Here is a 23413-nt window from a genome sequence, read left to right on the forward strand (position 1 = left end):
TACGTTAGATACGACTCGCGACTTTATTGCTAGCGGTATCGGCTTTGATCAAATTGGTACCGTGACCAACGTTGGTATTCTTACTGGAACAACGGCAGGTGAGAGTTTTACCCTGTCAGGCACAACCGCCACGGTTGGCTCGGTGGCGGGTACTAGCTTCCAGAATGTTAGCGCTCTCAACGGACTTGGTGGATCAGATACTGTCGATATCAGTGGTCAAAATATTGATCTTTCAATTGGATTAACCACAAATGGTGTGAATTTAATTTCACTTGAAACAATTAATAATATCAACGCGTTAACGGCTGCCACCAATGACGTACTGGCGTTCAATAGTGGTTCGTTAAGCGCAAGTTCTCAGGTTGGTATCGTTTTTAACGCGAATAATGTATTGGGTGATGGTTCTCAGACATTAAATCTAGACTCCTCGACCGTAGATTTAACGTCTACTCGTGACTTTAATGTTGGTGCAGTGGCCTTTGAACAAATTGCCAACGTCAACAATACTGGCACCGTCACAGCAACTAGTGCCTCTGAAAACTTCGTTATTAATGGTAACTCAATTGTAGTTGATACTGTTGCTGGAACCACGTTTAACGATGTTAGTAATTTGCTGGCGGGCGCGGGAACCGATACTGTAGATATTAACTTTGGTAATGCGACTCTTACGGGTACTGCTCTGAATGTCGGTTCTTCTGTTTTGGTGACCGGTATTGAAAACGTTAGCAATACGGGAATTTTAACCGGATCTGCTGGCGACAACACTTTCGTAGAAACTAATGCAAACCAAGTTGCCGCTCAATCCATTCAATTTAGTGAAGTTTCAAACATTAACGGTAGCGGTGGTAATAACTCAGTTAATGTAATTAACTCCGGCGTAACTCTAGGTGGAAGTTCCTTCACCAGTGGTAATAGCATCACCTACACAAACGTAACAACTGCAACTCAGGTTGGTGCCCTAACTGGTACCGCTGGAAATGATAGCTTTGATGAAACCGCGAATAATCAAATTGATACGAATGGTTTCGCTTTCCAAGGTGTGTCTACAGTTAATGGTAACGGTGGAACCGATAGCTTAAGTGTACGCGCAGGCTCATCGGCCAGTCTTAATACTGCCGACTTTACCGTATCGGGTATTACCTACACAGATATCGATACAGTTAATGGTGTTACCTCTGTCTCTGACAGCGTGAATGGCAACCGCTCCTACAGACTCACCAATAATGATCTGGATATTCTCGGATCTACCTTTAATAACATCACCACCTTAACGGCCGGTACTGGTACAGATGCATTAAATATTAACAACCAAGACCTAGACCTTACCGTTGGTTTGCAAGTCAGTGGTGTTACCTTTAGTGGTATTGAAACCGTCGATAATATCGGTGAATTAACCTCAGCCATTGGTGACACGCTCACGTTAAGTGGTACTACCGTAACATCGAATGCATTTACGGGTGTTGGATTTAACACCGGCGCTGTTATTGGTGATGGCAGTCAAACGGTAAATCTAGACTCGCAAACAGTAGCGCTTACCTCCAACCGTGACTTTAACGTCGGCAGTATTGAATTTGATCAAATTGGCGCTGTAAACAACACAGGTACTTTGACCGGAACATCTGCTGGTGAGAATTACACGGTGTCTGGTTCTTCTGTCGCTGTGAATACCGTTTCAGGAACCTCCTTTAATAATGTATCTACCCTTGATGGTGGTTTAGGACAAGATACCGTTGACGCTAGTGGTAGCGACATTACTTTAACCGCATCAAGCTTCACTAACGACGCAGGTTTGGTGTTTGCGGGTATTGAGAGTGTTGAAAACGGTAGCGGCAATCTTTTCGGTACTTCTGGTGACGATACCTTCAACGAAACGGGTACGCGAGAAGTAACCAGTAATGGAATTATTTACGGCGATATCACCTTTGTAGATGGTGTAAGCGGTTCTGATACTGTTGATCTTGCCAATAACTCAACCGTAACACTTGACTCTGTAAATTCCCTCCGCTTCAGCGGTAGTTCTCAGATTAACTACGATAATGTCGAGCGTGTTACCAATACCAGAAATCTAATAGGATCTTCGGGTGATGATAATTTCACGGTTGTTGATCGAAATAATCAAGGCACTACTGAAACCGTTGTTCGTTTAGACCTACTTGACGGCTCTGGAAATACGATTGATTTTATTGGTGTTCGTGACATTGACGCCGGTGATACAGACATTAATGGCGACGGCATCATCGATGCTGGTTTGGATACCATCAATCTTTTAGATGGTGCAATTGACGGTAACAGAAGCACAATTTCTGAATTGGCCGACGGCAATATCTCAATTACCGGTTTTGAGCGTGTTAACCAATCTGGTGGTATCGCTCTAGGTTCCAATGGCATCGATTCATTTACAGTAGAGCTAAATTTGGATGGCACCGTCGACGTAGTTATCAGCCAGTTTGATGACACTGGTACCACTATCACTTCTACTACAACAATTCTAAATGCATCGTCCATTGATGGTTTAGGGCAAACCGGCTCCGGTGACTCTATTTTAGTTGGATCTGGTAGTACGCGATCGACTCTGGATCCCGTGTTATTAGAAGCTGCCGGTTTCCGAATTTTCTCCACTCCGGGAGATTTAACCAGTGGCCTTGATGTATTTAATGTGGAAGTCGTGCAAAACTCTGGAAATGTGTCATCTTTTGCAAGCTTTGATTTTGCTGTAACTGGTGCGTCTGAAGGTTCGGCATCGGGTGTTTTATTTCAAGACGTCGGTTCAGTTACCGGCTTTACAGGTAGTTCTCTTTCTTTATTGTCTTCTGCTCTATTAGGTTCGGCTTCTATAACTTCTGATCTAATCGAATTTACTGGTTTTGAATCTATCTCTGGTGCATCAACTATTGAGGTTGCATCTGGTGAGCAAGGGCAGTTTTCACTAGTACAAGGGCAAATAGGCGCCCTTCAAACTCAGTTCGGTGGGGATTCAATAACCTTCTCCGGTGTGTCTTCTGTTTTAAATACGGGGTCGCTCATTGGTTCTAATGCCTCGGATAGTTTTGTATTGTCTGGCAACAATAGTCTTACAAGTGCGGGAATAAGCTTTGAAGGAGTGATTGGGCTTGATGGTGGGGCAGGGAGTGACAGTATTGCCTTATCACAAGCTGGGGCCGTGCTTGATGCGCGCGCTGATGTTGATTTTATTTCCAGCCAGATTTCCGTCTTTAATGTTGAAAATATCACTGGTACGGGTGTATTAACCGGTAGTTCTTTATCTGAATCCTTTTCTTCGGTGCAAAGCCAGCAGGTTTCTCTAGGTTCGATTAGCTTTAATGGCGTTTCGCGTCTAATTGGGTCTGGTGGTACCGATACTTTGGATGTAAATAATACTTCCATTGCTTTAGGTAGTTCAGTAGATACGGTTGATTTTACTTCAAGAGATATTGGCGTCTCCGGTGTGGAAGTTGTCCAACGAGTAACAGATATCACTGGCTCAGACGAAATAGAAATTTTTGATATTACCGTTGCTGATCAACTATCTGTTACCACAGCTGCTAATGCGTCGCTAACAGTTGTAGGTGGTGGTGTGGTCAATGCCGGTGCCTCTGCGGATGACGTAGTTGTTAATAGCCTAGGCGATAATATTGCGTTAATTGCTGATAATTCGATTTCTGTTGGTGGATTTACGTTTAATTCGATTGAGCAAGTTCAAGCCGCAGGAACTATTGTTGGTACAACGTTGGCCGATCAATTTGAAGATTTCGGCAGCAACGAAATTGGCGCATTTAATATCCAATTTTTTGGTACAGACCAAGTAAATGGATTAGGAGGCGCTGATCAATTTATATCAAATGGTAGTGTCTTGGTCTTTAATGGAGGTGCTGGTAACGATACCTTAATATCAGATACTAACGTCGAATTAACAAACATAACCAACGGCGCTGACGGTGTTTCTGGGAGCGCATCATTTACCGGTGTAGAGCAATTTTTCGGTAATGAAACTGCAACTTTCACTGGCTCTGATCAAAATACTCTAGTCGGCATCACTGGTTTGAATAATGGTAGCCTGCAAGTTGACGGTGGATCTTCTGTTACCTTTACTGGTTTTGGAATCATACGTACTGGCTCTGGCACTGATACTGCTAATTTCTCTGCAAGTGGTGCCCTGACCAGCCTTGATTTAGGTGCTGGTGATGATGTAATTAATTTGACTGCCACCTCAACGGCTTCACTTATTGGTGGGGCTGGAAATGACACGCTACAGCTTGATAATTCCAATAATATCGTTGATGTAACCGGGGTAAATTCTGGTGACGTTAATGGTAATACCTTTGCTGGCATAGAAAATATCATTACCGGTTCTGGTGCCGATCAAGTGTCCGTTTCTGGCAGCGTAGCAAATATCTCAACAGACGCAGGTAACGATACTTTGCTGTTTACAGGTTCTGGTTCCGTTTCAGGTTTGATTAATGCGGGAACGGGTTCAGACAGTCTGGTGAGCGGCGGTACTTTCCAAATAACCAACATCAATGCTAATGCTGTTGTATTTGGGGAGCTCAATGGATCTGCTTTTGAAGGTGTTGAGAATTTTGTTGCTGAAGGTTCTGCAATCTTATCAGGATCAAATCAAGATCTAACCTTTAACCTCAACTCAAATGGCGTGCTGGGCGTTAATTTAACCGGTGCGGGTAACCAAGTCTTTGAGGTTACGGGTTTTAGTGGTTTGCAGGCGGGATCTGGCTTCAACAATCTAATTACTAATGGAGAGTCATCGCCATTTACCATTACCGATGGTAATTCATCTTTTGGTGAGTTTGCGTTCAGTGGTATCGACTTTATTGAAGATAATACTGGATTGGTTGATATCTCCACGCCGCTGGCGGTTAGTTTTTCTGATACCAGTCTCTTGAATATTGGCAATAATATTCAATTTGATTTCAATAATGCACCATTAACCATCAGCGGTGCGGCAAGTGTGTCGGGATCACTGTTTGCTCAATCGACAATTAGCTTGATGGATATTACGGGCGACGTGACATTGTCGGGTGATTTTATTGATATTACTGCTACCACCACTGGTGGTTCTGTAACTATTGAAGATGAAAACGATATTGTAATCACCAATATATCTACCATGGGTGGGAATGTTTCAGTTGAGGCGCTAAGTGGTACTATTTTCTTGAATGTGATTGATACTGGCACTTCTAGTGGAGAAGTACTTTTAAATGCCGGGCCGAGTATTTTAATCGATCCAGTAATCGATTTTGGTGAGAATGTTGATCGGGTGGTGAATTTAACTTCTGAAACCGCAACTTTGGTAGCGAATGGTATTATTGGAAGTGAAAATACTCCGTTCCGTACCAACGTTATTAACTTTTCAAGTTTCTCTGAGGAGTTCGTTCCGGTTAATAATTCTTTGGCTGGTACTATTCCTCGTCAGTCTGGTTTTAGGATTTCATCGATTGCAGAAAGAGCCGCAACCTCAGGAGCTAGTGTAGCTGCTGCTCAAACTGGGTTGGAAGAAATTGGTAATGTTGATCCTGCTATTTTCGCAGAATTAAAACCCTATGCCGTCGGTTCCAGTCCTCTACTTCTTCCAGAAGATCAACGTGAAGACGAATTCGAAGAAAATCTTGACGAAGAGTTTGTTGACTACAACGAATCAGATACAGTATCTCAAAAATAATAAAAAGCCGGCGAAAGCCGGTTTTTTATTTTGCCGTTTTTTAAATATTCTGATTATTGTCAATACGTTTAATTGCAGGTAATTGTTGAATAAAAACAATTCATGGTCTGAAGGCGATTTTTGACATAGTGCACTATTTTTCAAGATTTAAGTTGTGTCGGCCACGATTAAGTTCGTTAATTTAAAATGCATTATTCTTAAATATTACTGTTTGGTGTAGCTTGATTTTAGCTGTGCGTTAATTATTTTTTTATGAGTTATTAACATTTGTTTTGTGTGTGTCTTTATGCCGATGTGCGTTCTCTTTTCGCTCTGCATAATTAGTAGTCATTAAGAGAAATGAAGTTTTTAGGTTGCTATTGTATTAAAAAGTGCTCACTAAGATTAAATGTTTATAGTTGTGTTTGAGAATGAATATAAAATATCTGCACTTATTTAGCTAGGCAGTGATATTTACAAATTCTAACTATAGAGTTCTGCACGACTATTTTAACTGTCTATAAAGGCTGAGTGATTTTAATCAAAGACCGAAAAATTCTGCTTTACCATCACACTAATGACTTAAATTTCTAGAAAAACTTTCAACTTTTAACCTCGGTCATGGATTTTTGACTATTTAATATTTAGTATCCATTCCTTATATATCAAAAGGTTTCACGAGCGATTACGGAGAGAATATCGTGCACACAAGAATATCAACGGTCGTATTATCTACACTGGTTTTGACTGCTTGCGGTGGTGGAGGTGGCGGCGGAAGCAGTGCTTCACCTGAGGTGGTGACTATTTCAACGTCATCTTCAATTTCAATTGACGAAAATAATAGCTTATCTGCATTAGTGCAAGCTACCTCGGATAACTCAGCAAGTACCGGTATCTCTCTTATTGTATCTGGTGGTGCTGACGCTGAACTGTTTTCTTTTAATGGAGCTAGTCTTGCGAGTAGTGCAAATTTCGATTTTGAAAATCCACTAGACAGTAATGGCGATAATGTATATGAATTTCAAGTTACTGCTACCAGTAGTACAGGTGTCGCTACAACAGTGCCATTTACGGTTGAAGTTGGGAATATCATAGAAGTTAGCTTTCAATCGGCTACTAATACTACGGTACAAGAAAATGCCTCCTTTTCGTTACCGATTACCGTTGCGGCAGATGGCGTTGCGAGCAATGACCTCACTCTCGCAATTACTGGTGGCGCTGATGCTCAACTCTTTACCGTTTCTAATACTGGGAATAGTTTAATTGCTTCACAATCGTTCGATTTTGAAAACCCGCAGGACGATAACGGCGATAATATCTATGAACTCCAAGTTACAGCGACCAGTAGCACAGGTACTGCAACAACGGCACTATTTACTGTTGAAGTTGGGAATGTGGTAGAAATTAGTTTTCAGTCAACGACGGATGTATCGGTAGAAGAAAATACTCCCTTTTCATTACCGATTACAGCTGCTACTGATGGTGTTGCAAGTAATAACCTCACACTAGCTATTTCTGGCGGTGCTGATGCTCAGCTTTTCACAATCTCTGATATTGGCGATAGTTTGGTTGCTTCACAAACGTTCGATTTTGAAGCTCCCATGGACGGCGACGCCGATAATGTTTATGAAGTAGAAGTTTCAGCGACAAACAGCTCAGGAGCGACTACTAGTGAATTATTCCAAGTATCGGTAACCAATCAATTTATTTTATCTCACGAACTCGTATTTCCTACGCAAAACAGCAATATTGCAATCGAAATGACGTTGGAAGAACTGCAAGCTTCGGGTAAAACTGAGTTCGAAGCCGTTGCGAAATTGATCGATTTAGAGGATGGCGAAGTCACCGTAGAAGAAGCTGCTAGCATGTTCTCTTTTACCATCAACGGTCAAAGCCTTGTTCGAAGTACTGAATTTCCAGATTTCTGGAGTGCGACAGTTCCGGTTGTTCCAGGCGCCAATAATTTTCAGTCAGTGTTGGATGCTACGGCTAACAATACAGAAACACAAACTATTACCGCTTTTAATAATCTTCTTTACTTGAATCCACAGCTTTTGGATATCAGTTCTGATGGTAATTTAGTTTATTTTTCTGCTGGGGATAGCTCTGGGACCTCAACACTAATTATTCGTTTTGATATTAGTTCTGGTATATATCAGTTAGTTTCTAGTGATCTGACAGCTGATGGTGCTACTTTGGTATCCGGGTCGAGGAACAGATTTTCAGTGCAATCAGATACTGGCGTGTTAGATGAAATAAATCAGCGTTTATTTTATATGGATACATCCGATACATCTGTTAATCGAATTCTAGAGGTTGATGTGGCCTCAGGCATTCGTTCTCAAACTCCAATTACCTTCGCGCCAGATACCGCAAATACCCCCGCTGAAATATTTGGCTTCGATTCATCACAAAATCTAATTTATTTACGCGATAGCCGAGGAGTATTTACCATTGACCCACAGGTTGGAGTTCCTGCGACTATTGGTTTAAATACGCCTAATAATCTAGCTTTAGATACTTTTAATAATAGAATTCTAATAGCAGGTTCCACATCGTTAGATTTTTTCCAAATAGATAGTGGCATGAGTGCAACCTTGTTTACTTATTCCGATATGGGTATAGATATTATCCCTGAGAAAATTGATGTAGTTTCAATGAGTAGAATTATTCTGACTTCACGAACAGGAACTTTTGATGTTGATCTAGCAAATTCCAACGCTACAGAACTTGTATCTCTAGACTTGACGCAAGCAGGGGATGATTCTATTAAAGCTGGGTCTGAGGGAGATATATTCTTTAGTGTGTTAAATAACTCGATTTATAATCTAACTAACTCCAAACTAATTACTTCACTAAGTCCATCTGGTAGTGGTATTTATGAGCCTTTATCTATGGAAGGAGGTATCGGCAATTTTTCCACTGTTTTTGACAGTCCAAGCAATTTGAATTCCATTAACATAAATTTTGATAACCAAAAAGCATATTTCCCTCTACAAATTACTGATCGAAGAACTGGTATTGCTTCACCTATACAATTCTATGAAGTAAATTTAATTAACGGTAATAAGAGTTTGTTATTTGAACAAGAAGATATGGCAGGTACGACCTATTCTGGGTTTAGTACAGCTATGACGTTTGACGATAGCCGAGAGAATATTTATTTTATAGATTCAATACAGGAAAATTTATATATATTGAATCTTGATAGTTTGGTTGTTTCCTTTGTTAGCAGGTTGTCCGCAGATTTTGCGAATAGCTTTAATATTTCAAAAATAGTAAAAGTTGAAAATGAAGAAAGCTTATTGTTCTCTTCATTTGATGAGCCAACCCCAGGTATATATAAGCTTGATATAGAAAGTGGAGAAATTGTAGCTATTTCTACTCAACCAAGTTTTCGAAATCCTACAGATTCTGACATATTAACTGGTTCTGGTATACCTTTTGGTGTTCCTCTTGACTTCATGTTTGATTCAGAAAATTCTAATGAAGTATTGGTCTTGGATTTTGATCGAATCATCTCTGTGGATTTAACCAGTGGAGCTAGAACAATATTCGGTGGAGTTTTTGATGATGAAATTATCGATCTTGAACCAAGGTTTTTTGTAAGACTAGATGCCGAAAGATTTGCGATGGTAACGCAAGAATTTTCAGCCTCCTTTTTCGAATATAATGCATCGACAAATAATTTCAGCTTTTCATTTGGAAGCCCTTATGCTTCTCCTTTTGCTGGACAAGTATTCGGTAATGAGGGTTTTTCTTTTAATGAAGAGAAACAGATTTACTATCTTTATGGAGAGCATTCGGTCTTTATTCCAGCTTTGTTTGCCTTTTCACCAGTAAACGGAGAATATATTGGGATTTCTTATTAAAAAAACGCCTCGTAAGAGGCGTTTTTTTATCTAATCTCTCAAGAGATTTTTGTGTTTTTCTTCTATTTGTCGGGATTTTTAAGGTTAAATTTTTCTAGGGGCTGAAGTAGCTAAGAGCAGCCATAGAGGCTACTCTAAAGCTTATGTATACAAGAAAAAGCCGGTTAACACCTAGGCAACAAAGTAGGCTTATAGAATATTTTGTCGTTGGAGCAACTGCTCGGGCGGCGGCTGAAATGCTTGGAGTACAAGCCAATACAGCCATTCGCTTTTTTATGCGACTAAGGCAGCTGATAGCCAGTAAATTGCCGAGATACGATTTATCCGGTGAAGTCGAAATCGATGAAAGCTATTTTGGTGGAGTACGTAAAGGTAAGAGAGGTCGAGGCGCTGGAGGTAAAATAGCAGTTTTTGGCCTATTAAAAAGGGGTGGGAAGGTTTTTACCGTAATTATTCCCAACGCCAAAACTGAAACTCTGCTACCCATTATCAATGAGAAAGTTACACCTGACAGCATTGTCTACACCGATACATTTAAATCTTACAATGCTTTGGATGTGAGTGATTTTCATCATCGGAGGATTAATCATTCGAAATTATTTGCTGATAATACAAATCATATTAATGGAATCGAGAACTTTTGGAATCAGGCTAAACACCATTTACGAAAGTTTAATGGAATTAAACAAGATAATTTTTATTGGTTTCTTAAAGAGTGCGAATGGCGCTTCAATGGAAGAGACCACCAAACGCTACTAAAGCAGCTAAAATACTGGTATAAAACGACAAAACACTAGCTCTTAGCTACTTCAACCCCTTCCAATTTGTTTACAATTTCAATTTCTTATCGTTCGTGAAATTGGCGATACATTCTTGTGTTGCGAGAAACACTAGGTTAATCAGAGTTTCTCTTGACAGTTTTTTAAGCTCTTTGTTCAAAAGACTCAATTTTAGAATATTTAGTATTTTCTAAATTCTCTAAATTTTTATCGTAATTTAAGTTCGTATTGACCTTTATTGTTTGATTTATCCACAAGCTTTTTGAGCTTAAAATTTTTTGGAGTTGAAATAAATTTTAGTTTGCCGAACTTAATTAATTTTGTTGATTTATTATGGGGTAGGTAAAGAGTTGAAGGTTTGATTTTATTGCTCTTGGGTTCTGGCTTTTCGGTTAATGACACATCCTTGTGTCTTGATTCTCTTTAAGCAGCAATAACTTTTAGAGTTTCTTCAAAGATAATCCCAGTTTTTCAATAACAGATTTTTGATCCCCATTGGTAATTACCGCTGTACTTGCTTTTTCTGGTGTTAAATAGGTTTTTGCAACGCGTTTTAAATCATCTAGTGTGGTTGCTAAGATTCCCTTTCTAAATTCTTCACGTTGTTTTTGATCGCGTCCAAAAAGTTCGGCATGGAAGGTTTGTTTCGCTTCTCCGGCAGGTGAACTTGGCTTATCTAAAGACGCAATAACACCCAATATTGCTTCTTCGAGAGATTGCGCGGTGTGGTCGTGAGTTAATAACCATTGCAGTGACTCGTCGAAGTCGCACAGAGTTTCTTCTAATCGTGGATCACGGTAGGAGAAAAATCTAAAGCTACCAGTGTTGCTGTCTTGGCTTGCGCCACCACCATAGGCACCGCCTTGTTCGCGAATGCAGCGGTGTAGATAGCCGTTTCTTAGAAATCCCGATAACACTGTTAACGCAGGTGCATCAGGATGACTTACGGCAACAGTAGGATAGGCCTTTGCACAGAAGTTAACTTGCGTGTTAGTAATCCATGCTTCTTTAGTAATTTCTGGCGCGATTTCGTAATTGAATTCAGAGGTGCTTGATAGGTCGTCAAAGCTCCATACTTTTTCAAGATTTTTAATGCAGTTTTCACTGTTGTGTGGTTCTGCGGCAAGAAAATATTGCTGTTCTTGCTGTTTTATTTTGTTGTGAATCGTTGCGAGTTTTTCCGCGAAAATACTTAATTGCTCTGGATTTTTAAGGTCGTCGTCTAAAGCTTTAATAAAGCGAATGCCTTCTAGGCCGGTTAGCTGATGAGAAATTTTAGCGCCTGCACTAATGCCGCTAGCAGCGGCAGACATTGCCAAGCTGTGGCCTGAGCCGGTTACGCTCATTTCTTTGCGAGCACGAACTTGCGCAACTAATTCTTTAATACGATTTAATTCGTCAAAACGTACCGACTCTAAGGTTTCTTTCATGAGTTCGGCAAGTTGCATTTGATTTCTAAATAATGCTTTACCTGAAAGCGTTAGGTGCCCTGAAATATCTTGTACATCGCTAATGGTGCCGCGAATACTGCAAAAAGCGCTAAAGCCACCTGCAACCTGTGCTTGCCATTGTTGAGCTGCCAAATAGTCTTTTTCGCCCACGCCCAATTCCGTTAAACAAATAGAATAGAGCGGTAAAAGTTGCAGTTCTTCTGTAGTTAATTCGGGAAGTTTTACGATAATTTGTTGATAAACCAAACCATTGGTGCCTGGTGTGTAAACAGTTAATGGATGGTTATTAATTTTTGAGGAGTTACCAGCAACGTAATGGGTTTTTTCGGGAACATCCGCAACGGTTACCTTCGGTAAAATAGATTCGTCGTCAACTTGATTTTGGCGTTCAACCAAGCGAGCCGCTAGATCCACGATATTGTGTTTGTCATCATCGCTCAAAGAAGATTGCATTTTTGCCAAGCGAGCTTTTTCGGCAGCGGTTTTGCGGGCGTTAATTTTTGAGTCTGGACTCATCACCAGCGTGACTCGGTGCGGATTATCCACTAAGAGTTCTCGCGCTAAATTTTGAACAAAATTAGGCTCTTTGGCCGCTTCTCTTAAACGCGCAAAAGCGGGTTCTATGTCCAATAGTGATATTGGGTCTCCGCGGTGTGTCGCCGAGTTAAGAGCGCTCAGAATTAGCTGTAATCCGTAGGGGTAGGAGTCGCCGCCAATTTCTCGTTGGTGTAACTCTAGTTGATGTAAACAGGCTTCAAGTTGTTCGTCGCTAACCCCTTCTTCGGCGATTTTTTCAAACAGTCCAAGAATCTGCTGCTCGAATTCTTCTACTTTATTGCTGTCGCTACCTTCAATTCCGCATAAGAACGACAAGTCTTTTTGGGAATCGTCTAGACCACACAGTGGCGATGGTGAAGAGCCAAGTTCAGTGGTTTCAAGTAGGTGCTGCAACGGAGAGGCGCTGTTATCCAACAAAATGCTGTTCAACAATTGGGCTTTTAATACAGAGTCGAGATCAATACTTGGTCCCAGTAACCACGCCATAACTACGTGAGTTTTGTTTTCCGCGCTTTCTTCTGCGTCATCTAAGGGATAGAACTCTTGCACTTTAATCGGTGCGTGATAGCGTTTTTCTTCGCCAACATCTACGCGATAATTTAATTTTTCAAAACGAGACAGTGCCTGCTTCTCGAACTTTTCTTGATGTTCCACGGCAGGAATATCGCCGAAAGTCATAAAAATGGCATTACTTGGGTGGTAGTGATTCTTGTAGAAGCTTTTTAATTGTTCATAAGAAAGGTCAGGAATGGCTTCTGGATCGCCGCCACTGTTGTAGTGGTAGGTAGTGGTCGGGAATAGGTATTTACACATGGTGTGCCAAAGCTGCGACGGAATCGAGCTCATGGCACCTTTCATTTCGTTGAATACAACGCCCTTATAAACCAGCGGCGTAGTAGGGTCATCGGCCTTTTCGAACTCTACACGGTGACCTTCTTGGGCGAAATCTAGAGGATCGAGACGCGAGAAGAATACCGCGTCTAGATAAACGTCCAGCAGATTATTGAAATCTTTACGGTTTTGGCTCGCAAAAGGATAGGCCGTCCAATCTGAACTGGTAAACGCATTCATGAAGGTATTGAGTGAGCGGCGGATCATCATAAAGAATGGGTCGCGAACCGGGTATTTCTCGCTGCCGCAGAGGGCGGTATGCTCTAGAATGTGCGCCACACCGCTGGAGTCCATGGGTACTGTCCGCAAGGCTACTAAGAAGACATTTTCGGGATTATCGGCTTGAATGTGGATGTGTTGTGCGCCGGTTTTGGTATGACGGTACTCTTCTACCGTAACATTCAGCGAATCAATGGATTGCTGACGAATAGACTCAAAAGCAGGGTGTGCAGTAGCTTGCATGGACTTCCTCGTTGTTAACGCACAGATTGTGGCGTTTTAAATTTATTGCTGTTGGCACCTGTAATCTGTTTATTCTAGTGTTGCTCTTGTCTATGTCGCAACGCGCAGACTTTAAAAACACAGGTGTTGAGTAATCAACTCAATAACTAACTAAAAGAATATCAACCAAAAGAGCCTTGGATTAACTCGATTTATATCGAAGTGACTCTAGTTTAATCAGCACTCCAAAAGCTAAACAGCGATGTTGACCTAGGTTAGGCTTCGTTGATGATATTTTTTGCAAATCATCTCGATATTGCATTGCTATAAAAAATTAATATTTGCAGCTAATGTTTTACAGGAATTGCTGCAAATCATAATTTCTACAGTGTACACCTCTGCAAAACTCGGGCAACGGTCATGCTAAAGAATCAGGGTATTTCATAACAGAATTTTGGTTTGAGCATGGATTAGCTTCAGTTTTTGGGCCCGGTTGAGTTTTTTTAACGCAATCTCTCGTTTACTGGCACTGGATCGGTCGTGATCGAATTCTGACCAAACTAGGAATAATGGCCGATCCATTCGGAAATACTTAGCCCCCGTGCCGTTGGAATGTTGTTTACAACGTCTTGCTAAATTATTGCTAATTCCAGTATAGAGCTTACCCGATCGGGTTTCGATCATATATACACACCAGTTATGGGTGTTTTTAATATCTGACTGTGATTCGAAGCTACACATTAGGTGAGGTGCCGCTTGGGCTAGGGGTTTTAGCTGTATCTTTATTCATTATCTACGTTTGTATTTTGCTCGGCGACTCTATGGCGGTCTGATTAACTCATTCATGATTTAATCAGAGTTTCCTCTACTCTGATAAGTTCTTCCGTAAGTTAATCAGAGCTTCCTCTATTATATTTATTTAAACTAGGCATTTTTCAATGGTTTGCAGTAATGGAAAAACGCCACACAAAAACATTGGTCAGCGGCGATCGTAATTTTGATGATTTAGCGCACAGGTTTGAACGCAATGTTTATCAGTCTTTGAAGGGTAAAATTAGGTTAGGTGTTATTGAGCGAGACCTCCAGGAGTTCAGTTCAGAGTTATTTACAGCGTCCCAAAAACCTTTGCGTATTCTTGATGTTGGTGCTGGTCGAGCGCCAATTTCCATCAAATTGGCTCAATTAGGTCATCAGGTTACGTTAGTAGATGTTTCTGTTGAGATGTTAAAGCACGCCTATGCCGATGCTGAGCAGGCAGGTGTTTTAGATCGCATCGAGTTTTTTCACGGTTCTGCGCAAGCGTATTCAGAACTAGCCGCGTCTGTTGGTAACAAGTCGTTCGATCTTATTCTTTGCCATGCCGTTGTAGAGTGGTTGCAGTCGCCGCAGCCTTTGATGATTTGCCTGAGTAATTTATTAGCTTCAGGCGGCCTGTTGTCATTAAGTTTCTACAATGTTCACGGTGGTGTATTTAAAAATTTGTTGCGAACAAACTTTAAAAGAATTAATCGACAGGATTTTTCGGGCAGTAAAAGAAGTTTGACGCCTCGTTATCCGCGCACTATTTCAGAGGTTTTTTCTTGGTTTGAGCTCTTGCCGGTAACACGTCTTTGCCACAGTGGTATTCGTGTGTTTCACGACTATATCTTTAATGAACAAGATCGTGATCGTGAACCTGAAGAGCTACTCAAGTGGGAGTTGTTTTATTCTCGCGAATCCCCGTTTCGTGAGCTTGGTCGTTATCAGCACCTGCTCTACAAACGTTTACCGGCGCAAATTTAACGTTCTAGGTTACGTAGTAGAATTTCTTTCGCTGAGTTGATTTTGGCGGCGAGATAGTCTGAGCCGCCTCGATCTGGGTGAAATTTCTGCATAAGTTTGCGATGCGCTTCGATAATGTCTTGCTTTTGGTATTGGCCTTTTAATCCGAGTACATCTTGAGCCTCGCTTATGCTCATATTATCGTCAATTTTGGGTGCCCGTGATTGCACAAGATACGGCTTATATTTATTGAGATAAGCGATTATTAGTGCATGTGAATCTGCGTCACTTTTGCAAAACGTTAATAATTCGATGAGCTGCTCATCCGTTAAATCGGCCAGCGCTTTTCCAGAAAAAGGCCCAGAAATCACAAGCGCGGCCATTTCACCATTATCGCTTAAGACAAATTGCAAAATAGATGTATTTGTTGAGTGAGCATTCTTGTTGTTGTTTTTAATTTTGTTGGCAAGCCAAGGTTGTATAAATGGGAAAACTTTAGGCGCTAACACTAAAAGGCTCCGGCCAATCGGTAGCAGTGCTGCTAGAGCCGCGCCGAGCCAATGAATTCTTCCGGTGAGTGCTAAACCGATCATTACCGCCGCAACTGTATACAGAGTTACTTTAATCCACAGTTGTCGCTTTTTTTCTGGCGGTTGCCGATTGATGTATTTCACTCCGGTAAAAATAACAATCAAGGCAATAATAACGAGAAGACTTCGAATCATAATTTAAACTCGGGTTTGGTAAACATTTCGTGCCTGCTGATATAACAGATTTTCACCGGATTGATCTCAGCGTTGAGTCTCGTTACCGAAGCTGTTGATGGTTTTAGGATTTAAATTTAAGGAATCTGCTACCGATGTTGTAACTCGTAAAGACAGAGCAAATTACTCAATGACACCTCATTTGTGCCGAACTATCGGTTAACTCTACCAGATTTAGAAATGGGATGGCGAACTGTTGGCATGGAAAATAAACAGATTCTACAGCATAAATATTGTGCTGATTTGTTGTCACGACGAGTAATTCTCGATGTGGTGTTTTAAGTACAAGTGTTGAAGCTTTTCTCGTTCGATTATAGAAAGAAATCTCTGAATAACTCTTCCATGATTTAATCAGAGGATCGAATTTGACCATTCGAGGTATTATTTTTCGGAGTTTTAATCGATTATTATTTTGAGTGGTATATTCTATTAACCTCGAAAGCTCTTAAACAATCAACGTTTCCAATTTTTGTAAATAGATTTTTGTAAATAGATAGTGGTTTGTTTAAGAATATTCCATCGTCACATTAATACGTGCCAAATATTCAGATTCTTGCTGCAATGAACGCTCGCTGAGTTGATTGTTTGGCAACCAACCATCACCAAAATCTAGGTGGATTTTATCGCCATTCCACGTAACCTTGGGTGTTTGATCGGTTGAATCTCGTTTGCGGTTCAAAATCACTGCAAGTCGTAAGCAGATGACCATTTTTAATATGGGTTCGCGATGGTTAGGATTAAGGCTTTCCAGCGATTGTTGATTAAGTTTGCGTCGATGCATTCCCACTAGGGTTGCTAATAGAAATTGCTCATACCGATTGAAGCCCGCCAAATCACAGTGCTCTAAAATATAGCGGCCGTGGTGGTGGTAGCCAGAATGAGAAAGCATTAAGCCAATTTCATGCAGTTGTGCTGCCCAACCAATTAAGCTGATAGGGTTTAATCCAGAATCTTCTTTGATATCTGCTTGCGCAATTAACGCCAATGCAGTCTCTTTAACTCGCTGTGCCTGGCCTGCATCGATGTGATACTTGTCGAGGTATTTACGTACGGTTTCGTTACGAATATCTTTTTGGTTTCTGCGCCCGATAGTTTCGTGGATTAAGCCTTCTTTGAGTGCGCTATCCGAAACATGCAGCTCTTCTATTGAGAGACTATCGAGTATGGCTCTCAATACCGCCATACCGGCTGGCATAACGTATCTTCTCGGTTTGGCGATACCTTCTACTTTTAGCTCACCTTCACGAGCGATCTTGTGGTAAAGCTCCGTCACACCAACCCGCGTTATCACTCCAGCGGGCGTTAATTCGGGCATCATTTCTGTAATGGACTTCATTGTACCTGAGGTACCGTAGGTGATATCCCAGCCTTCTTTTCGGAATTGCGACTGAATAGCCTCTAACTCCTCGCGCGCGGCGATATAAACGGCCTTCATGGTTTCAGGGGTAACTTCTAAGTCACCTTTGGCGTTGGTTAAAAATTGCTCGGTGTAGGTGACACAGCCAATACTCAAGCTTTCTAAAAGAGTTGGGGTGTTGTCTTGCCCAATGATAAATTCGGTGCTGGCGCCGCCTATGTCGACAATTAATCGCTTGCGATGATCTTGAGAGATACTGCTGGCGACCCCGGCATAGACCAATCGCGCTTCTTCATAACCAGAGATCAGTTCAATGGGTACGCCCAGTGCTACTTCGGCTTCTCGCAAAAATGCTCGTGCATTCTTAGCTGCCCTTAAGGCTTTGGTGCCAACAGCTTTAATATTTGTGCTGGGTATGCCAACAATTCGCTCATTAAAACATCTCAAGCATTCGATGGCTCTGTCTTGTGCTTCCTGTGAGAGTTGCCCATCTTTTAAGCCGCGAGCAATTTGCACCATTTCTTTGACTCGATCTACAACCTGTAGCAAACCGTGATTTTCTCGCACGATAAGCATATGGAAGCTGTTCGAGCCTAAATCGACAGCGACGAAGTAGTGATCTTGATGGGGTGTTAGGTCTTGCACAGTGTCATCCCGTTACATTTTTTAGAAGTATATCAACCATATGGCAAGATACAGAAGCCTAAGAGTCAAATGTGCATTAATTCCACAGGATAATCCCTTTATCTGTGTTTCAAATGTGGTGAATGGTTATTAACCAGGGAAGAAACATAGCGAAGAAAGTAACGGCACGCGGGCTCAGGTGTTTTTAAGCGAATATTAAATCGCTGGTTTATGTGAAAACGAGTGTGTTCTGAAAGTCATCCAATATTTTATTGGAATCTCCATTTAACTCTTCGATGATTTAACTAAAGGGCCGAACTTGCAAATACGATTTTCAATTTCTAAATAATTTACATCGATGAAAACTCTAGGTTAATTAGAGTTTTCTCTAATTTATTCCAATAGGATTTAATCACAGATAACTCCGATTAATTCGAGAGCTCGGCAATAAAAAGAGATACGGTAGCTTCTCATAGTAAGGAACTGAAGTCGTGAAAATTTGGAAAACGTATTTTCAATTTCTGTCTTCCTATCAGTCTGTCTTGCTATTAGATAGCGGCTGCGTTAATTAGATGTATGAAGGTTGGTTAGAGGTTTGAAGGTTAGTTTTCTGAATTTTTATGGTTATTGAATAAATCTATTTTTAATGGTTTTATAAAAATTGAATTTCATGTTCCCTGTGTTTTGACTGTGTGTGGAATAGGTTATTAATTTGCGCGATGGCTATTTTGGTATTGTTAGTGGTGTTCATCTTTAGGTAATGTATCGTGTTGGCGGTGTTTTGTTGTATCGAAAATGTGTGATGGCAATGAGTAGTTGTTAACTGTTATTCAAGAAATAGTGAGTTTATAAAAGTGGCACGATACGTCTGTTTTTTTATAAACAATTTCGTTTAACCCAAATTATAATTTGGAGGTTAAGTTAATAACGTTGCATTCCTAGGTGGAATGTTCGCTAGAAGGCCAGTCGGTAAATGTTGCATCTGTGGTTGATTTATATCGTTGTTATTAACGTAATAATATTTGCCTAAATGACAGATTAGATTTTAATCTAGGGTGTTCGTAAGTTGGTATTGTTTATGCTGCTCATCGTTAGGTGTTGGGTTATGTGCGAATCAGTAATTAATGTATGAGATATTTTCGAGGCTTTTTTAAAGTAAATATTTTTTGTGATGAAAAGCCAGTGATTGCATCCGGTAAATCGTTCATAATTGGGTGAATCCTATTTAGATGAAGTTAATACCCTATGCTATTTGGAAAACAAAAGAAAATTACTCTTCCGTTGCCCGAAAACGCTCTGCCCGGTAGGCCTGAAGCGTTAGTTGTTGATAACCAACATTTTGTACTGAATACTCCATTGAAGGTGCCGGACGATAAGTGCGAACGTGCTTATTTTGGTATGGGTTGCTTTTGGGGTGCAGAGAAGCGATTTTGGATATTGCCAGGCGTTATATCAAGTGCAGTTGGTTATGGCGGTGGCTATACCCCAAATCCTACCTATGAAGAAGTGTGTTCTGGCGAGACTGGCCACACCGAATTAGTGCAAGTGTGTTTTGATAGTGCAAAAATATCCTTTTCTCAGTTACTTGATGTATTTTGGAACGAACATGATCCAACTCAAGGAATGCGTCAGGGAAATGATGTCGGAACTCAGTACCGATCTGCTATTTATTGCACTAACTCAGGGCAACTGTCGTTGGCGAATAAATCTCGCGACGACTATCAGAGTCAGCTCAGTGCGGCTGGTTTTGGTGAAATTACTACGGAAATAAAAAAGGCCGATGAGTTCTATTACGCGGAGTCATATCATCAGCAGTATTTGGCGAAGCATCCAAATGGCTACTGTGGATTAAAATCAACAGGTGTTAAGTATTTGGCTTAGGTCTATAAATAAATCCTTATTAATTTAAATTAAAATAAATCAAAAAAAATTCATAGAATTTGGTCAATTGCTGAGTTAGTCTAGTCTCGTCGAGTAAGAATTCAACTAAGAGTGAGCTTACTCGAATGGGTTGTAAAAGGGCGTGTGTAAAAAAGAGAGTGTTATGTCTGATTTAATTTCTGGTACTGTTAAGTGGTTTAACGACGAAAAAGGTTACGGTTTTATTGCTCAAGAGGGTGGTAAAGACGTTTTTGTTCACTTTAGCGCGATTAATGGCGATGGTCGGAAAACTTTGACTGAAGGTCAAAAAGTGACGATGGAAGTGGTTCAAGGACAAAAAGGTCCACAGGCAGAAAACGTTACTCCTCTGTAGTAGCTTTTCAGTATAGATAGAAGTTAAACGGCTGTGGTAATCCAACGATTACAGCCGTTTATTTCATTAGTATCAGCAGATTTTTTACAATTTGAAAAATCTGTAGGTCTTTATTCGTTTACGAATTTTAAATATTGCTTAGTAATCTGTTGTTTAAAAATAATCTGAATGAGAGCTAGGTTTTTCATTTAAATTTTCGATTTACACCATTCACTCCAGCCACCAGCGTACAAGGTCGGAATCGGTAGTTCTGCTATTGCGAACGATAAAATGTTTACGCAAGCTGTCACGCCAGAACCGCAATAATGAATGACGTTTTTGTCGGCTGCCCCAAGGTTACCCCAATACTGCCTAAGTTTTTCTTTATCATAGAAAAAGCCATTTGCATCAATGACATTGTTCATAGGCGCATTGATTGCGGTTGGAATATGTCCTGCTACAGGATCGATGGGTTCTTGTATTCCCTCGAATCTTTGGGCTTCTCTAGCGTCGATTAATAAATGGGTTGTATCTTTGATGCAATTGCATAATTCATTTTGAGAAACGACCGGTAATACAAAGTCAAAGGCACCGGGATCTTCTTGGTTTTTAACTTCGATAGGATTAAAAGAATCAAGCTCAGATAAGGCGCCTGTTTCGACCTTGTTCTGTTGGCTTTGCCAAGCATTGAATCCGCCGTTCAACACAGCGCAGTTCTTGTGTCCTAGGGCTTGAAACAGCCACCAAGCTCTAGACGCAAAGGCATGGTTCTGAGCATCGTATACCACAACTTGAATTTCAGGCGTTATGTTAAAAAAGTCGAATAACGATTCTATTTTTTGCCGTGAAGGTAGCGGATGGCGCCCGCTTGAGGCTGTAATTGGCGAAGAAAGGTGATTATCTAGATGTAAATAATGAGCAGTTGGAATCCGTTTTTCGCAATAGGCATTAAAACCTGCTTGCGTGTCAAAAAGATTAAACCGGCAATCAAAAACAATAAAAGGTTTCTTATCTTGATACAGTTGGTTTAATTCAGATGTTTCTATAATGGTGGAATACATAGGTAATTTTTAGCCCAGTTTTTAAAGTTATTTCTATTGTGCCAATAATTCACTGATAAGTCAGTTTTTACTTGTCATCTTCAGCGAGTAGTTGTGAGAACTTTAAGAGTATTGCCAAGGTTTCGAATACCTCTTTTGGAATTTCTTGATCTCTTTCAAATTGATTTAATAAATTGAATAACATGGCATTTTTTATTTGGTTGGTATTGTCCTGTACCAAGGGTAATTCTTTACTGCCAATGGTTATGCTGCCGTTGTCGTTGAAATACAACTCTAAAGATTGAGAAGTTTCGGATATGTTTTTTGTCATATGCTAGGCTTCTATGTGTTGTTTGGGAATTTTTATTTTATTTATCGATAAGTTTAAATTTTTATCAAGATTAACGGTTATATTTTTTTTGTTTATTAAATTGCACAGCCCGATCAGTATGTGTTTGTTATTTTCGATTTTAGTGAAAAGCTCCAAATTATTCGCTCCAAGGGTGATAGTCAGGTTTGACTTGGAATGTTTTGCGTGTACAAGTAGATGGCTATTGAGGTCAATATCGATTTCTAGTTCAAGTTTCCAATTATCAGTGTCTATTGTCTGATCTACATCGCTTTCATTTTTGTTAAAGGTCTCTAATTTGATTTGGGTTGTTCCAGTTCTTTTGTTGAGCTGTATCGGTAGGCTCATAAAGCTTATATTTGATTCAGATTGAGTTGACTCGTAATAGCTTCGCCATCGATCCTTGTGGAGTTTTTTCCATTGCTCGATTAGAAATTCTTGTGCTTGATTCTCGAATAGAATTGGCAGGTTGATACCCGTGATATTTTCTTGATGGTGGGCCGTTTGGTTTGGGTTTTGGCTGTTTAGCTGATTTAGTATCAATTTAATATTGGGTGTAAATTGTCTGCTGAGATTACCTGCTTCTGAACGAATTAAGTGTATTAAAAACTGTGTGTAGATTTTGTGGAGATGTTTCAAAGAATTGGCTGCTAAATAGTTTTGCAGATAATTTGCTGTTTCTGTTAGTGATCTGGTAGGGTTTCTGTCTTCGGTTAATGGCAGGTGTTTAATCAGGTTTAATTCTACAAGGTTTTCTCGGAATTGAATGGATGTGTTAGGGTTTAGTGATTTATTCTGAGTCGAGATTTTGCTAAGGCTGGCGTAATAAATTTGGTTAAAGATAGATGCTTCAAAAAAAGCTTTTTGTTTTAAGGTAATATAAGCGTTCGTGTTGTTGAGTTGTAGGTCAATGCGGTTTCCTGCGAATAATTTTTTAATATCAATGTTTGAAAGTAGGAATATTTTATGCGGAGATGTTTGTCTGGTTAAGGTATTTATTTCAAATGAGTTTAGAAAAGTGGGTTTATGGTTTGTTTCAATACTTTTGTTATCGGTAAAATAAATTTTTGATAGGGTAGGTGTGTTGGCTGGTAGATTTTTTAATTGTTTTTGTGTAATTGGGTTTGATGTTAATGTAATTACATTTTCCAGTAGTTTGTTGTGCAGTTGTTTGACAAGGTTATTTGCTTGGATAATTTCATTGCGTGTAATCGTAGGGTTATTGGTTTGGGCTTTTAATTCTGGCGCAGATTGTCCGATACGGTTTGAAGTCTGAATTGGAATTTTTGTTGCTGAGGGCGGTTTTATATCCATCGTTATTGTTTTCAATAGATTGTTTGCTTCTTAGAGAGTCTTAAATGAATCTCGATAAAGTTGCTGATAAATGCCAGTCAACCCATTTTATACATCTTTTTGACATCCTTAAATTGCGCGCTAAATTACCTTTATACGGTTTTATTATTCTCAATAGCTAATGGGATCGTATTCATTATGGCCGATAGTTGTAATTCGAACGTTATCGATTTTAGGTACGTTCAGAATTAAATCGACAAACAAAATTATCTCTAGGAACCTCTGATTAACTCATCCATGATTTAATCAGAGGACAGAAATTGAAAATGCGATTTCCAATTTCTTCA

The 23413-nt window shown here is 40.2% G+C and carries 13 protein-coding genes; 6 read left to right on the plus strand and 7 right to left on the minus strand.

The window, feature by feature from the left end; all coding sequences use genetic code 11:
- The 3 genes from ACYQ2C_RS17420 to ACYQ2C_RS17430 all read left to right on the plus strand — a co-directional run.
- A partial coding sequence (locus tag ACYQ2C_RS17420; protein ID WP_460115728.1) for a beta strand repeat-containing protein occupies positions 1-5674 on the plus strand: 5674 nt, incomplete at its 5' end.
- 680 nt (positions 5675-6354) lie between these two features.
- On the plus strand, positions 6355-9525 hold the full coding sequence (locus ACYQ2C_RS17425; RefSeq protein ID WP_460104428.1) for a hypothetical protein: 3171 nt from the start codon (positions 6355-6357) through the stop codon (positions 9523-9525).
- Positions 9526-9668: 143 nt separating this feature from the next.
- Complete coding sequence (locus ACYQ2C_RS17430) at positions 9669-10322, plus strand: IS1595 family transposase (protein WP_460104430.1); 654 nt, start codon at positions 9669-9671, stop codon at positions 10320-10322.
- Between the two features lie 422 nt (positions 10323-10744).
- Here the strand turns inward: ACYQ2C_RS17430 and ACYQ2C_RS17435 are convergent, their stop codons facing one another.
- Together ACYQ2C_RS17435 and ACYQ2C_RS17440 are read right to left on the minus strand one after the other, a co-directional pair.
- Positions 10745-13666: an insulinase family protein gene (locus ACYQ2C_RS17435; protein WP_460104432.1), complete on the minus strand. Its 2922-nt coding sequence runs from the start codon at positions 13664-13666 to the stop codon at positions 10745-10747.
- Between the two features lie 420 nt (positions 13667-14086).
- Positions 14087-14386: a GIY-YIG nuclease family protein gene (locus ACYQ2C_RS17440; RefSeq protein WP_460104434.1), complete on the minus strand. Its 300-nt coding sequence runs from the start codon at positions 14384-14386 to the stop codon at positions 14087-14089.
- A gap of 210 nt (positions 14387-14596) precedes the next feature.
- On the opposite strand from ACYQ2C_RS17440, the gene ACYQ2C_RS17445 reads away from it, so the two are divergent.
- Entirely contained in the window at positions 14597-15427 is an 831-nt protein-coding gene (locus tag ACYQ2C_RS17445; protein ID WP_460104437.1) for a methyltransferase domain-containing protein, read from the plus strand.
- Here the strand turns inward: ACYQ2C_RS17445 and ACYQ2C_RS17450 are convergent.
- Together ACYQ2C_RS17450 and ACYQ2C_RS17455 are read right to left on the minus strand one after the other, a co-directional pair.
- Positions 15424-16131, minus strand: coding sequence for a J domain-containing protein (locus tag ACYQ2C_RS17450; protein ID WP_460104438.1), 708 nt, complete (start codon positions 16129-16131; stop codon positions 15424-15426). The two genes, ACYQ2C_RS17445 and ACYQ2C_RS17450, sit on opposite strands and share 4 nt — an antisense overlap.
- Before the next feature lie 544 nt (positions 16132-16675).
- Positions 16676-18172 (minus strand): Ppx/GppA phosphatase family protein, encoded by a 1497-nt coding sequence (locus tag ACYQ2C_RS17455; RefSeq protein WP_460104439.1) that lies wholly within the window; start codon positions 18170-18172, stop codon positions 16676-16678.
- Between the two features lie 1224 nt (positions 18173-19396).
- On the opposite strand from ACYQ2C_RS17455, the gene msrA reads away from it, so the two are divergent.
- Positions 19397-20032 (plus strand): peptide-methionine (S)-S-oxide reductase MsrA, encoded by a 636-nt coding sequence (msrA, locus tag ACYQ2C_RS17460; protein WP_460052349.1) that lies wholly within the window; start codon positions 19397-19399, stop codon positions 20030-20032.
- Positions 20033-20195: 163 nt separating this feature from the next.
- The gene (locus ACYQ2C_RS17465; RefSeq protein WP_460052351.1) at positions 20196-20405 is read left to right on the plus strand and encodes a cold-shock protein; all 210 of its coding nucleotides are present in this window, start codon (positions 20196-20198) and stop codon (positions 20403-20405) included.
- A 188-nt stretch (positions 20406-20593) separates the two neighbouring features.
- On the opposite strand, the gene ACYQ2C_RS17470 is transcribed toward ACYQ2C_RS17465, so the two are convergent.
- The 3 genes from ACYQ2C_RS17470 to ACYQ2C_RS17480 all read right to left on the minus strand — a co-directional run bounded on the left by ACYQ2C_RS17470 (position 20594) and on the right by ACYQ2C_RS17480 (position 23087).
- On the minus strand, positions 20594-21445 hold the full coding sequence (locus ACYQ2C_RS17470; RefSeq protein WP_460104441.1) for a sulfurtransferase: 852 nt from the start codon (positions 21443-21445) through the stop codon (positions 20594-20596).
- 67 nt (positions 21446-21512) lie between these two features.
- Positions 21513-21755 carry a hypothetical protein gene (locus tag ACYQ2C_RS17475; protein WP_460104442.1) on the minus strand — a complete coding sequence of 81 codons (243 nt, stop codon included), beginning with the start codon at positions 21753-21755 and terminating at the stop codon, positions 21513-21515.
- A 3-nt stretch (positions 21756-21758) separates the two neighbouring features.
- Positions 21759-23087: a hypothetical protein gene (locus ACYQ2C_RS17480; protein WP_460104443.1), complete on the minus strand. Its 1329-nt coding sequence runs from the start codon at positions 23085-23087 to the stop codon at positions 21759-21761.
- Positions 23088-23413: the final 326 nt, after the last annotated feature.

The sequence above is a fragment of the Sessilibacter sp. MAH3 genome, assembly GCF_054658275.1.